This window comes from Mesorhizobium kamtschaticum (assembly GCF_056174585.1).
This window is the reverse complement of record NZ_CM149691.1, coordinates 5,972,405-5,986,633: the sequence shown is the minus strand read 5'-3', so window position 1 is coordinate 5,986,633 and position 14,229 is coordinate 5,972,405. Positions and strand designations below refer to the sequence as shown.

Genomic DNA, 14,229 nt, shown 5'->3' with positions numbered 1-14,229 from the left:
TCGCTTTGGTCTCGTGGCGTAAAAGGCACGATGACGTGGGATTTATTTGCTGTTGCCGGAGAAGTATTAGATATTCTTCATGAGATACTGGTAGAGATTCATATAGGAGATCGCCATTTTCTCAGACGTGAACAGGCCCTCGTATCGCTCTACTGCATTTTGCCCGAAGCGTTGCGCCATGTCCGTGTCATTCCACATCTGAGTCATGGCGGCGGCCAAGGCCGGCGCATCGGCGGCTGGGACGACCAATCCCGTCACCTTGTCCAGGTTGATAAAACTCGTGCCCGTGCCGATCTCGCAGGAGATCATCGGTTTGCCGAACATCGCTGCTTCGACAAGAGACAACCCAAAAGCTTCCGAGCGCAGATGGGATGGGAGAGACGACTCCGCTGCACAGCGTCAGAAGCGCGATCTTGTCCTCTTCTTCCAGCGCGCCGACGAAATGCACATTCGACAGCCGGCTTGCGTCAGCTTGACCGCGCAGGGCCTGCTCCATCGGACCTGAACCGACAATAACCACCGGATAGCCGCTCAGGCGCGCCGCCTCGATCAGCACATGCAGGCCTTTGTAATAACGCAGCACACCGGTGAACAGGAAAAACCTGCCGGGAAACCGCGCGCGCCATTGTTGCAGCCGTGCTTCGGTGGGAGCCGGATAGTCATTCGGGTCCAGGCCGTTCGGGATGACGATTGTCTTGGCACGCTGTCCTCGCAGGACCCCACTCGTTTCGAGATAGTTGGGCGAGGCCACGACAATGCGGTCAACGCTGTTGAGGAAGAGATGCATCAGCGGACGATAGACCTGCAGCAGCGTGCTCTGCTTGACGATATCGGACTGATAGGTGACCACGGTTGGCTTTCGCACCCGCATGCCGAAATGAACCAGGTCCATGAAGGGCCAGGGGAAGTGATAGTGAATGACGTCGGCTTGCGCCGCCAGTTCGCCGAAGCGCTTGAAGGCGCCGAGCGAGAAACCCGTCGAAGCGATCTCCAGATCGAGCCGTGCCTTGTAGGCCCAATGCCCGTCGAAGAAGACGCTGTTCTCCTCCGGCTTGCGGCTGAGTGAAAGCACTGTTGGCTCCACGCCCAGTTTCGACGTTCCACAGGCGATTGCATGGATTGCTCGTTCCATGCCGCCGAACGTGTCAGGCCAGTACGTCTTGAAAAAGTGGAGGACGCGCATGTCAGCGGCTTTTCCGCTTGGCAATGGCCTGGTCGAAAACCTCAATCAAACGCTTTGCGCTGAGATGCCAGTCGAAACGCGCCGCATTAGCCTTGGCGGTCGCGGCCCGTCGTGCAAGGTCGCGATCGTCGGTAAGCAGTTGCTGCAGTTTTGCGGTGAGGTCGCTCACTGACAGCGGATCGACCAGCAGGGCGCCTTCGCCGGCAACTTCGGGCATTGAAGAGACGTTGGAGGTCAGAACCGGTACCCCAAAGCCGTTTGCCTCCAGAATGGGCAAGCCGAACCCTTCATAGAGCGACGGCATCGTAAGGGCTCGAGCTCCAGCATAGAGCGATGCCAGATCGGTGTCATCCAGGTACCCGGTGAGCCGCACCTGGTCGGAAATACCGAGATCCGCCAGGCGAGATCGGAGATCGCCGAGGTGCCAACCCTGCCCACCGGCGATAACCAGCAGATGTCCGGAACGGACCTCCGGGCCGAGGCTGGCCCAGGCCCCCAAAAGGCGAATGAGGTTCTTGCGTGGCTCAAGGGTCCCCACAAACAGCAGATAGGGCCGGTCGATTCCAAAACGCGTGCGCACGGCCGCAATGTCGCCCGGCACGAGGCGGGTGTAACCGGGATAGATCGTTGTCACTGGAGCTTCCACGCCAGGGTACCGCTCACGGAGCGCCCCCATCGTTGAATTGGAGTCCACGACAATTGCATCAGCCCGGCGCACTGCTGAGCCGACAAAGGCGCGCTCCGCGCCCCATGTCTGCCAACGCATGGTTTCGGGCGCATAGGCCCAAACCAGATCGTGAATGGTGACCACCCGTGGCATCGGCGCCGGTAGACGGAAGGGAAGCCTGTGGGCCGGACCCCAAAAAATGTCGACCGCGTCGTTGACCGCAGCGCGTGGTAGCGCCGTTTGCGACCAGATCATGCGAGCGACAGCGCCTGGAAAAGCCGCGACGCGCATGTCGGCTCCAGCCAACTCGCCAAGTGCGTTGGCCGACGGCTCCGGCAGATAGAGGATTGGCCGGTGTCCGGCCGCGACGAGCGCCCGCGTCATCTCGACGACATATCTTCCGATACCCGTGAGGCCAGGTACAAGGTTGCGTGCGTCGATTCCGATTTTCATTTACGATCTGAGTACAATGAACTGCGTGCGGTGCAGGTAGCGAGCACTTCTGCCGTGATATCAGGGTTGCCCCCCACCTTTTCATGCCTATCGCCGGCACTTCCTTTCGCATAGCAGAGTCGAACTCCATTGCAACATCGTCTGCGATGAGCGCGGAGGTCGATATCAGACTTGGCGACCGAAGCCGGCCATGCTTCCGATCTCTCATTTGACAAGCGATGGTGCACTGCAATACCAGACACAGCCTTCCGGGGGCCGGAAAGCGGATGATCGAGCGCATGATCAAGAAGAAACGAATTTTCTGGCTGGGCATGCACAAGGTGCTGTCGCAGACCGAACTTCCTCACCTGCGGGCGCTCGGCTACGAGGTGTTCAATCCGCCCTATCTGAGCGACGTCTATGATCAGTCCGCTGTCTACGATTGGGCTCCATCAGCTTCCAGCCTGCCCAAAGAGGCACTGGAGATCCTGGAAAGGACCAACTTCTTCTACGATGAGGTTCCGCCGGAAGCAGCTGAGATTCTGAACGCATATTTCGATGCGGCCATCGTTACCATCAACCCGCTATGGCTGGTACATTTCCTGAAAGCCTACCGTGGCCGTGTCATCTATCGCACCTATGGTCAGCCCTACAGTCTGTCGGATGAGCTCATCAATATTGGCGGGCTGCCGCTTGTCACAGAGCGGGACGATTTCTGGTTCATGCCGCACTCCGAAAAGGTTGCCGACATAGAGGACGATTGGCTGCGATCGCGCATGACGATCGTTCCCTATTGCCTCACGCAGGACGTCGTCGATCTGCGCGACACATGGGATGTCGGGGCGTCGACGGCAGAGGTGGGGTTGCTATGTCCAAGGGCGGCGGACATCCCTTATTACTCCGCCAACTACCGTCACCTTAAGCACTATTTCCCTGCCAAAGGTTACAGGATCTTCGGCGCGCAAAACGTGCCCGTCCGCGATGAACAGGTGATTGGCACGGTCGAGCGTCCCGAGTTCCTGAGACGATTCGCTCAGATGCGTGGCTTTGCCTATCACTATGAAGAGCCGACCGTCTGCTATCTGCCGCCGATAGAATTCATGACGCTTGGCGGTCCGGTGCTTTTCCAAAAGGGATCTTTGCTCAGCCGGTATTTCCCCGCCGACGCGCCCGGCAGGACCGACAGCATTGAAGATCTGGTCAGGCGGTCGGAGCAGCTGAGGAAAGGGGACGGTGCTCTCTCCCGCGAACTGATCGAAAGCCAGGCCGAGGTTCGCAAACTCTACCAGCCGGAATTTGTGTGGCCCGTATTCGACCGGGCGATAGAGATGGCGCTTGGTGAAGCAGGATCGAACCGGGCACAGGAATTGATTTATACGCCTGCCGTGAAGGTGGAAGCGCCTGCCGCCGAAACTGTTCTTGTCGCCTTCCACGGTTTCGGACCGCTGGTCGTTCGCCACAATGGCGAATACCACTGTTCAGAGGGGATCGCGCGCGTTGTCCGTCAGATCATTCGTGCGTTGAGCGATCTTGGTTTCAAGATTGTCGTCACGAGCCGCAAGCAGGACATCGGCCGCGTTCATGGCTTCCTCAGTTCCGCCGCCGGGCGCGATCTGAGGGTCATGGTTGTGGAAGAAGAGGTTGCCGGTGGAGGAAACGCCATGAAGGCGCTAGGCCGCCTTCGCCAGATTGCAAGGATGCGGCCATTCTCCGCCAACCTCGATCATCTCAGGACGCTCTACCGAACCAGAGATTTCAAGAAGATGCCGCGTGCACTGGCATCCACGGCATTGTTGGCAATTTTCAAGATTTTGACCAAGGTGGAGCAGCAAGTAAATAATATTAGACTTGCGAATGGAACCATACCTCACGCCAAATATGTCGATTTGATAAATGCAGACCCGAACATTGCGCATGTATTGATCTCGCATTACTACATGTTCCCTGAGCTTGCCCATCTGAATGGTAAGAATGTTGTTCTGTATCTTCCCGACTACATGCCTCATTTCTACCAGGGGTCGGCTGAGATGGGGGCTACACGGCAATCGGCCATGATCGGCAAAAAGATGGTCGCCAAGGCGCGCCGCATCCTGACGAACTCCGCGTTCACCGCGTCTTATCTGCCCAAGACCGCCTTGGCGCCAAGGCCCGAGAATATCGCCCACATTCCCTTGCCGTTCCTGAATGACAATGCGAGCAGCGTAGAATCCCTTGATCGGTTTGGAGCGCTGCCGGCGCACTATGTATTTTACCCCACGAGGAACCGGCCCTCAAAGCGGCTTGCAGATTTCGCAAAGACCGTGGCGATCGTAAACGAACGGCTGAAGGCAGCGGGAGGCAAGGATCAGCTCGTTGGGATTTTGACCACGCCCTTGACAGGTCAGGCGGCGGCCGGGGCGGGTGAGCATCTGATTTCGCTTTCGGAGCTGACGGACGCGGAACTCGGATATTTGTACAAGAACGCGCTCTGTCTGCTGTTTACATCTGAAATGGAAGGGAACTTCCCAACCCAGATAACCGAGGCGCTGCACTTGGGCGTGCCGGTGGTTGCAACGAACATCCCTCTCATTACCTTGGAGATGGAGGATGCATCGGCCTCCCTGGATTTGGTCGATGTCGGCGACTGCGAGGGCTTCGCGAACCGGGTTATGTCGATCCTCGCGGATCGCTCGGCGGTGGTGCGCCGACAGGAAGGCGCCAGGCAACTTTCGTCCAGGAAGTTCGCCTATGACAACTTCAAGCACGGATTGTTTGAGCTCTTTAGGCCGTAGGCTATTTCGTGCACAGGCGACAAACTGCTGAAGTTCCAAATGCCGCCTGATTTGGAACTCATAAGGTCGCACGGCGCGCGCCTGTCTAGCGGGTGGAATGGGGGGCGTGACAGAGAGCCCGAAATCAGCTTTTGTTGGTTTGGCAGATGCGCTCGTCCGCTGCCGCTGTTGATGTACGATCGGGGTCGCTCATAGTCGAGGGCGATGGGGGTTTAAAACGCATAAGGTCGCAAGGCGAATGTTTCATTCGCGCATTTTGCATGACCAAAGGCGCAGTCTGGAGAAGCGCATTCTGGAAGGTCTTCGTCAGTTCATGATCCGCAACGCCAGGCCATACTTCGTGCGCGGCAGTGCGGCTTTGGCGCGCGCGTACCGAGCGGGTGGACTGCGGGGCGTGACAGGCTGCCTGAAATCAGCCTTCGTCGGTCTGACACCGCCTGCTGAACAGCTTTTGCCGTCGTCTCCTGATACACTCGAGACCGCACCCGCTGCCGCTGTTGGTTTGGCACGGCCTGCTGATCAGGCCTTGGCGCCGGCTCTGCTCGAGACCGCTGCCGCTGTTGATTTGACGCCGCCTGCTGAACAGATCGTGGCGCCGGTACTTGATGCACTCGAGACCGCACCCGCGTCCACTGCCGCTCTGACACCGCCTGCTGAACAGAGTGTGCCGCCGGCTCCTGATACACCCGCGTCCGCTGCCGCTGCCGCTGCCGCTGTCGATTTGACACCGCCTGCGGAACAGAGTGTGGCGCCGGCTCCCGATACACCCGATACCGCGCCCACTGCTGGTGATATACGATCGGGGTCGCTCAAGTTCGCGCTTGATGATCGATATCGTCTGCCTGCCGCAGCATGGTCAGCTTATTTGGATCATATCCATTCGGCCGTCCAAGGCGATGCGGGAGAATTGCAGGCTTCGATCACCGTCTATGTGGCTATCGTCCTTGCGCTGGGCGAGAGTGAGCAGGAGCAAGATCGCTGCGTTGAGGCCACGCTGACCTCTATTCGGTCGGCTAATTCCCATGTGTTGGTTGACATTCAGCCGGTAGCGTTGGGGGAGGCTGCTTCCAGTAATTTGAAATGCTACTCTTCCGCCAAGGAACTCGCGGAGAAAATTTCAGGCGGGCGTACCTACGTTCTCTTCCTGAAGGCCGGCGACGAAGTGTCCGATAAATTTTCCGCCGTGCTTGCTTATGGGCTGAACGACGGCAAGGACCTGTTGTTGTTCGATATGTGGCAGAGATCGAATGACAAGGTCCTTCCAATTTTTTTGCCGGGTGTAAATCCGATACTTGCTTTGAACAAAGATTATTTTCATTCCCGGTTCTTGATCTCTGGCCCCGCAATAAAGGAAGAATCCGCGAACGCGGAGGTCAAAGCGCCCTATGGCCTGGCTCTTGGCGTGCTCGGAAAAGCATACGAGGCGAAGGAATTTCAAAAATACGGGCATTTGCCGTTTCCCATGATTTGTCTTCCTGGGACAGAAGCGGCCTCGGCGCCTTTGGCGTTGTCGGAACCGTTCCGGTATCGCTTTCCCGGCGCCGGAAAACATGGCGCGAGCAAGTCGGAAGAGGAGCGCATACCGTCCGTTTCGGTCGTCATCTGCACGCGAAACAAAGGCCAGCTTCTCTTTCAGCTGGTGAATGGTATCCTCAACCAGAAAAACAGTCTCATCGAGGACGTCATCATTGTTGCCAACAACACTGACAATCCTCTGGCGATTGAGAGACACAGGCGTCTCTCAAAAAATAGAAAAGTGAAATTTTTAGAATTTCCGCAGCCGTTTAATTTCTCTGCCCAGAGCAACCTTGGTGCCAGGAACGCGAAGGGGAATACCCTCCTCTTCCTGAATGATGACATCGTGCCCGTCACGGAGGATTGGGTGGCTGAATTGTTGCGGCCCCTCGAAAGCGAACGCATTGCAATGGCTGGAGCGTTGCTGCTTTACCCGAATGAACGGGTGCAGCATGCCGGTATGTTTCTCGGCTTCGATGGGATTTGTGGCCACACCTTCAGGCATGCTGCATTGCCAGAAGAGGATTATTGCGGGCTGCTGTCTGCACCGCGCAACGTCAGCTGCACGACGGGGGCATGCCAGATGATTAAGCGCGATGTTTTCGAGGATCTGAATGGATTTGATGAAACCTTCGCGACGTACATACAAGATGTCGACCTTTGCCTGCGGGTGCGCGAACGTGGTTACGACATAGCTTGGACACCCTCGGCTGTTCTCCTGCATGTGGAATCTCCCTCCGTAAGAGAAATTCTCGCAGACGCGAGTATTGAGTTCACGCGGAAACGCGAACGCGACATCTTCACGGAGCGTTGGGGGCAGGCATATCTAGCGAAAGATCCATTTCACAATCCGAACTTTTCTATCGATGACGAGCGTCTTCGCGAAATCGTCTAGCCGCAGAACACCAATGGCTGCCACAAACATCCCTTCCATTGCCCTGGAGCTGGGGGTGCGTCTGCTTCCCTGGACCTGGCGGATGGTGGCGACTGCGGAGGATTTGCGGACCCGTGCGCAAACGCAGCCGCCGATTCCATCTGATTGATCGCGTGGCTCATCGTCTTTACCCTGCACGATCAGTGTTTCACGGCGAAAAGCTGGTCGCCGATGCGCAGCAGCATGAGGCGCCTGACGCTCTGCCCAAAAAAACTCTGGCGATGGCCGCAACTCCACGCTATGCGATGATTGCAGCGGGGGCTGAGGACAGAGCTACGGAACGAGCGATCGATGAGGGATGTCATTCGATCGCGCGAGGCTGTAATGTTGAAGTCCTCTGCCTGGAGTATAGTACTGGCCAATGACTTCCTATGTAAAAGCCGTATCCGGAAGTCGGCCGAAGATGCGTCGCGCCATCATCATGGTCCAGGATATGGCCATGGTCCTGATCGCGGTGGCGCTTAGTCTCGTCCTCTCCAGGTCAAATCTTTCGTTCGATGCCTTCTCCTACGAAGGCTTCGTCACCTGGGCGGGGATCGTTCTCATCAGCCACCTGCTGTTCAGATATTGTGGCCTCTACACCACGATCTGGCGCTTTGCCTCGACCCCGGACTTTTTCAACATTCTGAAGAGCTGTGCGATTCTGACGGTCGTGCTTTACGGCGTCTCGCTGATGTCTCGTTTCTTCCAGCCTGTCGCCGGCCTTAATGAGCGCCAATTCATCGTCTTCTTCCTCGTTTCCTTCACCATCATATCGGCGCCTCGGCTGTTCTACCGATTCCTTCGCGACGGCGCGAGCTGGGGCATCCTCACGGACAAGACCAATAAGGCGCAGGCCAAGCGGGCGCTGTTCGTCGGTCGGCTTGGCGAGGCCGATCTGATCATTCGCTTCACACGCACGGCAGAGCCGGCCGACTATTCCATCGCCGGCATCATGGCGACCGAGCGCGGTGCACCGTTGGGTACACGGATTCAAGGTGTTCCCGTGGTGGCGTCCCGGCCGCGCCTGATCGATGTCCTGGAGGACTACGCCGCCGGCACCAAGAGCATCGACCTGCTTATTTTCGGCAGCGGCGTCGAGCATGAGATCGAGGAATATTCCGAGCTTGTGCGTGTCGCCCGCCATGGCGGTATAGCCGTCGTACAGTTCTCGCGGCTTTCGCAACTGGGGCAGGAGGGAAGATCGTTCTCGACGAAGTCGAGATGGAAACGATCCTGCGCCGCCCGACGGTGCCGTCCGATATCGAACGCATTGGTGCCTTTGTCGGCGGCAGGCGCGTCCTGGTGACGGGAGGCGCCGGGTCTATCGGCCGCACACTGGTCAAGCGGTCGCTGGAGCTGGGGGCAGGGGCGGTGCTGGTCGCCGATAATTCCGAGTTCGGCATCTTCCAGTTGAGCCAGTATGTCGACGAGAAGGACCACGATCGCCTCAAGGTCCGCATCGTCGATGTCGCGGACCGGCGTCAGATGACGCGTGTCGTCACCGAATTCAAACCGGATATCATCTTTCATGCCGCGGCGCTCAAGCACGTTCCGCTGCTCGAGGAGAACTGGGAATCGGCCATTCAGACCAATGTTTTCGGCACGCTTGTCTGCGCTGAGGTTGCCGCCAAATGTGGCGTTCCGCAGTTCCTGCTCATCTCGAGCGACAAGGCCGTGGATCCGACCTCGGTGCTTGGCATCACAAAGAGAGCGGCCGAGCAGCTCGTCAGTTCCCTGCACGAAAGCCACGCAGTCGCGCCGGACGGGCGCCGTTCCGGCACCAAGTTCATAGCCGTGCGGTTCGGCAACGTGTTTGGCTCCAACGGTTCGGTGGCGACCATCTTCCAGGCACAGATCGAAGCCGGCGGCCCGGTCACGATTACCGATCGACGAATGACGCGTTATTTCATGACGGTGGCGGAAGCTGTCGACCTGGTCATCATGGCGGCCGCCGACGCGCAGTCGCGTGAAGGCAAGGACGATTATGCCATCTACATGCTGGACATGGGCAAACCCGTGCCGATTCTCGAAGTCGCGGAAACCATGATCCGCATGGCCGGCAAGACGCCCTATGCGGATATCCCGATCCGCTTCACCGGCATCAGGCCCGGTGAGAAGCTGCATGAGACGCTCCAGGGCGCCAATGAAGAGATCGTCACGCTCGACATCGCCAAGATCTTCGGCCTCAGGACCGATGTCGTGGCGTGGCCGGCGGTTCAGGCCGCGCTGGCTGCGTTGCAGGCGGCAATGAAGAACCAGGACAAGGCTTCCGCCCTTGCGGTGCTGGCGGAACTCCATCGGCCGGAGACGCCAGCGCCCGACACGCGGCAGGAAACGGGCTCGAGAACAGTCGGGCAGGCAGGTTAGATACGTTGCAGCTGACGGTTGAATGACGAGATCTTGCCTGGATATCGATCCCGCGGCGTTGTCAGAGCAATTCCCAAGGGAAAGCGCTACGCGTTTTTCCCGGGAAGACCGGTTCACACTTTTCCTGGAATTGCTCTAGTGATCGGGGGATGGCCGTGAAGGGACTGAAGCGAGCCTTCGATCTCGTCGCGACAGCCCTGCTGTTGCTGGTGACGTCGCCTGTTCTATTGCTCTGCGCGCTTGCGGTGCGGGCATCGTCGCCGGGTCCGGTGATCTTTTCGCAAACGCGGGTCGGTCGCGATGGCGTGTTGTTTCGCTGCCACAAATTGCGGACGATGGTCCAGGGAACGCCGTCCTTGCCCTCGCACGAAGCGCCAGCGAATGCCGTGACCGCGGTCGGAAGGACCTTGCGGAAGTTCAAGCTCGATGAGCTGCCACAATTCTGGAACGTTCTGCGCGGCGAGATGAGCCTGGTCGGGCCGCGCCCTTGCCTGCCGACACAGACAGAACTGATCGAGCGCCGCAGGCGGCTGGGCGTCTTGGCGGCACTTCCGGGCATTACCGGCATGGCCCAGATCAGGGGCATCGACATGTCGAACCCGCAGCTTCTGGCCGAAACGGATGCCGCCTATCTCAGGTCTGCGTCGTTCTGGCTCGACCTGCGCATCCTGTTTGCAACGCTCTATCGCAAAGGAGGCGATTGAGCGTTTCCGAGCCGCGCTATCTCGGCCAGCCGCTCCAGCGTGGCGGTTTCCGGTAGCCAGCCTTCGGATACGAGCAGGGAAGGGTCGCATATCTGCGTCGCCGTCATGCTATCCCAGGACGTCCGCTTGCCCAGCAGGATCGCGGCTGTCCGCAACAGCCCGGCCGGCACGGCCATCAGGCGCTTCGGCCGTCCAAAACCGTTGCGAAAGGCGCCGACAATGTCAGCGACCGAAACCGGCGGCACATCGCTGGCAACATAGATCGGGCGCAGTGGCCCCGAATGGCTGAGCAGGTGCCACACCGCGCCAGCCGCCGATTGCGATGACAGCAGCGAGCGGGTTCCTGTCAACGCACCTGCCGGCAGCGGCAGGCCCGTATCGGCCAGGCGCATCAGCGTCGCCAGGTTTCCCTTCATGCCGGTTCCGTAGACCGGGGGCAGCCGCAATACGGTGGCGTCGGAACGGCCATGCGACGCATAGGCGTCCAGCACCGTGATCTCTGCTTCGCGCTTCGAGCGCCCATAGGCGCATTGCGGATCGGCTATCGTGTCCGCGTCGATCGTTGCACTGACGCGCGCACCGATCACGGCCCGGATCGAGGAAAGCTGGATGAAGCGCCCGCTTGCCTGTTCGGCGGCGGCCTGCGCCAGCCGTGCACTCAATTCCGTATTGGCCGCCCGAAAATCGGCTTCGGTGGCATTGCCTGCGTCATTGTTCAGGCCCGCGCAATGCACGACATCCGTAACATCCCTGGTAAGCGCCAGGAAGGCAGCCGCCGGCGCATCGAAACCGGGCATCTGCATGGCATCCTGTCCCGGACCAAGCCTCTCAGGATAGCGGGACGCGAGACGAAGCTCCGAGCCCGCCTGACGAAGCTGATGCACCACCTGACGGCCGAGGAAGCCTGTCGCGCCTGTGACCAGGACTTTCATGACCTTTGCCCTGAACGGCTATTGGGTGGATGGAAGCGCCTGGTCTTTCATTGCTGGCGGAAGGACTTCTTCCGCCACTGGCGGAAACGCCTGATCTTGCGGCAACGGAGCCTGACGTCCGCAGGCAAGATAGGTTCCCGACACCAGGAAGACCATCAGCACCGAGTCCAGAATGTCGTGACCAACCAGGATGCCCGTCATCCCTGATGTGAGATAGGTGATCACCACGATGACAATCATCGTAGCGCCAAAACGCTCGATCGGATCGGTGCTGTTTCGCAAGACCATGGCGGCATTTGTGGCGGCAACGACAAAGATCGCCGCCAGCGTCACCGCGCCCAGGATTCCCGCCTGCACCAAGGCGGTCAGGAAGCCGTTGTGGAAATGGCTGAAGCCTGCATCCATTCCGAACTGATCGCGGAAGCCCTGTTTTATCAAGGTTTGGGTGGCGCCCACGCCATGTCCGAACAAGGGCATCTCACGAAACGCCTTCAGGCCGATATCCCACAAGGCGAATCGCAATCCGATAGGCGTCGTGTAGTCACCATGGGTGGCGAGCGCGTCCAAGTCGGAACGCATAAAGTCGACACGCCCGGATATCGTCTGGAAACCGACTGCCGCGATCACAGCGCCGACGGCCACCAGCAGCATCAGCAGGCGAATGGCATTCCTTCCTTTCAGCCTCTGTTGGTTGATCAGCAGGACGGCGATGACGGCGATCAGCAGCGACAGCCAGATAATGCGCGTACCGGAGTAGACGATGGCGATCGTTCCGCCAAGGGCTGCGCAGGTGAGGGCGATCCTGTGCCTCTCGAGACCCGACAAGGCGCCGGCCACACAGACCATTACGGCAAGGCAAAGCACCTCCGCGAACACGATCGCATTGCCGGCCCCGCCCTTGGCCCTCATCCCCACCCAATATTGCTGGAGAACGGCCAGCAGCAGCGCGACGAAACAGGCGGCCAGGCTGCTGAGCACGATGATGCGGACGAGCGTGGTTTTCTGCGTGATGCTCCAGGTCGAATAGGAGACAGGAAAAAACAGGAAGGTTACGAGCGGTATAAGGCGTGGCGCATCCTGGACGAGCGTGTTGTTGACAATGGACGCCACGAGATTGGCGGCGCAATAGGCATAGATCGCGATCGTCAGCGCCATCATCGCCCGGTCGGTGTTGAAGCGCCTCTTCTTCAAGGCGACCAGCAGGACGGACCACAGGCCGCCGCCATTGAACACGAAGCTGACCAGCGATCCCAGGACCGGTGGAAAAAGAAGCAAAGAATGGAGAAGTAGATATTGATCCGCGACGGCGTGAGTTGCGGTCTTATGGACGAAAGCCGGTTCAAGTTTCGGGCTCGCTGTTCTCGAGTAGCTCTATGCGGCACATCCTGTTCAGCGGAACCGAATATGCTCGCCTCGAAATTGCCCATGCCTGATGACGCATCTTGCCCGCTTCCGCAGGTTGTATAACGGCTGGGCTGTCTTTTCGATAGTGCGCCGGAGCTTGTTGTCACGGAAAATCGGCGGCCCAGCGCCCGTCGATTGGCAAAGGGCGCCAGGGGTGTTTGTCGTCAGGTCATCCCGAGCAATATTTTTCCTGCCTTTTCCCGGTTCGAGGCCTTGCGAACAGAAATTTTCGGGTTATGGCGAAAGCGTGGAAAATTCATTCCCGAACCGACCGCTGCCGGGCTCGTCTTGCATTGTTCTGCCGTGCGCCGATCTGCTAGAACGCCCGCACGAAACACTTTGTCCAGAAGCGAAGCTTGAACCGGGCGCAAAAAGCTCGATGATTTGACGCAAGGTCTTCTGGCGCAGGCACGAGAGAACGCTCACAGTCTATGACCATAGCGCTTACGCATCTGCAGCGGCTTGAAGCCGAATCCATCCACATATTCCGCGAAGTTGCGGCCGCCTTCTCCAACCCGGTGATGCTCTATTCGGTCGGCAAGGATTCATCCGTGCTGATGCATCTGGCAATGAAGGCGTTCTATCCCGCCAAGCCGCCATTCCCGTTCCTTCACGTCGATACCACCTGGAAATTCCGCGAAATGATCGCTTTTCGCGATCAGATGGCGCAAAAGCTCGGCTTCGATCTCCTGGTTCATGTCAACGAAGATGGTGTGCGCGACAACATCAATCCGTTCGATCACGGTTCAAACACGCACACCCATGTGATGAAGACCGTGGCGCTGCGCCAGGCGCTCGACAAATACGGTTTCGACGCCGCCTTTGGCGGCGCCCGTCGCGACGAGGAGAAATCCCGCGCCAAGGAGCGCATATTCTCCTTCCGCAACGCTCAGCATGTCTGGGACCCGAAGAACCAGCGACCCGAGATGTGGAAGATATTCAACACCCGCATCGCCTCGGGCGAATCGATCCGCGTCTTCCCGCTGTCGAACTGGACCGAACTCGATATCTGGCAGTATATTCTGCAGGAAAACATCCCGATCGTGCCGCTCTATTTCGCCAAGCCACGGCCCGTCGTCGAGCGCGACGGCATGCTGATCCTGCGGGATGACGAGCGCATGAAACTGCGCCCCGGCGAGACGGTGGAGAACCGGCTTGTGCGGTTCCGTACGCTCGGCTGCTATCCGCTGACCGGCGCCATCGAATCGGATGCCGACACGCTGGAAGCCATCGTCGGCGAAATGCTGACCGCGCGCACCTCCGAGCGACAGGGTCGCCTGATCGACCGCGATGAAGCCGGCTCGATGGAAAGAAGAAGCGCGAGGGGTATTTCTGACC

General features: G+C 58.9%; 6 protein-coding genes and 3 pseudogenes. 5 read left to right on the top strand and 4 right to left on the bottom strand.

The features are described 5' to 3' along the window. Positions 1 to 66: 66 nt before the first annotated feature. Positions 67 to 1,183, bottom strand: a pseudogene (locus tag AC0V7N_RS29815) (glycosyltransferase). Position 1,184: 1 nt separating this feature from the next. Continuing rightward, positions 1,185 to 2,303, bottom strand: a complete 1,119-nt coding sequence (locus AC0V7N_RS29810) for a glycosyltransferase (RefSeq protein WP_496627452.1) — start codon at positions 2,301 to 2,303, stop codon at positions 1,185 to 1,187. A gap of 266 nt (positions 2,304 to 2,569) precedes the next feature. Here AC0V7N_RS29810 and AC0V7N_RS29805 point away from each other — a divergent pair, with 266 nt between their 5' ends. The 4 genes and pseudogenes from AC0V7N_RS29805 (at position 2,570) to AC0V7N_RS29790 (ending at position 10,555) form a co-directional block, all read left to right on the top strand. Beyond that, complete coding sequence (locus AC0V7N_RS29805) at positions 2,570 to 5,053, top strand: glycosyltransferase (protein WP_475451764.1); 2,484 nt, start codon at positions 2,570 to 2,572, stop codon at positions 5,051 to 5,053. 238 nt (positions 5,054 to 5,291) lie between these two features. Next, on the top strand, positions 5,292 to 7,463 hold the full coding sequence (locus tag AC0V7N_RS29800) for a glycosyltransferase family 2 protein (protein WP_475451763.1): 2,172 nt from the start codon (positions 5,292 to 5,294) through the stop codon (positions 7,461 to 7,463). A gap of 400 nt (positions 7,464 to 7,863) precedes the next feature. Further along, positions 7,864 to 9,851 (top strand): annotated as a pseudogene (locus AC0V7N_RS29795) (SDR family NAD(P)-dependent oxidoreductase). 149 nt (positions 9,852 to 10,000) lie between these two features. Continuing rightward, the gene (locus AC0V7N_RS29790) at positions 10,001 to 10,555 is read left to right on the top strand and encodes a sugar transferase (protein ID WP_475451762.1); all 555 of its coding nucleotides are present in this window, start codon (positions 10,001 to 10,003) and stop codon (positions 10,553 to 10,555) included. On the opposite strand, the gene AC0V7N_RS29785 is transcribed toward AC0V7N_RS29790, so the two are convergent. Beyond that, positions 10,534 to 11,487 (bottom strand): UDP-glucose 4-epimerase family protein, encoded by a 954-nt coding sequence (locus tag AC0V7N_RS29785; protein WP_475451761.1) that lies wholly within the window; start codon positions 11,485 to 11,487, stop codon positions 10,534 to 10,536. The genes AC0V7N_RS29790 and AC0V7N_RS29785 overlap by 22 nt on opposite strands. 18 nt (positions 11,488 to 11,505) lie before the next feature. Further along, positions 11,506 to 12,645, bottom strand: coding sequence for an O-antigen ligase family protein (locus AC0V7N_RS29780; RefSeq protein WP_475451760.1), 1,140 nt, complete (start codon positions 12,643 to 12,645; stop codon positions 11,506 to 11,508). A gap of 677 nt (positions 12,646 to 13,322) precedes the next feature. Here AC0V7N_RS29780 and cysD point away from each other — a divergent pair. Beyond that, positions 13,323 to 14,227, top strand: a pseudogene (cysD, locus tag AC0V7N_RS29775) (sulfate adenylyltransferase subunit CysD). Positions 14,228 to 14,229 lie beyond the last annotated feature (2 nt).

Coding starts and splice junctions, on each gene's coding strand:
- AC0V7N_RS29800 (WP_475451763.1), top strand. CDS start 5,292: ATGTTTCATTCGCGCATTTTGCATGACCAAAGGCGCAGTCTGGAGAAG.
- AC0V7N_RS29780 (WP_475451760.1), bottom strand. CDS start 12,645: ATGATGGCGCTGACGATCGCGATCTATGCCTATTGCGCCGCCAATCTC.
- AC0V7N_RS29810 (WP_496627452.1), bottom strand. CDS start 2,303: ATGAAAATCGGAATCGACGCACGCAACCTTGTACCTGGCCTCACGGGT.
- AC0V7N_RS29790 (WP_475451762.1), top strand. CDS start 10,001: ATGGCCGTGAAGGGACTGAAGCGAGCCTTCGATCTCGTCGCGACAGCC.
- AC0V7N_RS29785 (WP_475451761.1), bottom strand. CDS start 11,487: ATGAAAGTCCTGGTCACAGGCGCGACAGGCTTCCTCGGCCGTCAGGTG.
- AC0V7N_RS29805 (WP_475451764.1), top strand. CDS start 2,570: ATGATCGAGCGCATGATCAAGAAGAAACGAATTTTCTGGCTGGGCATG.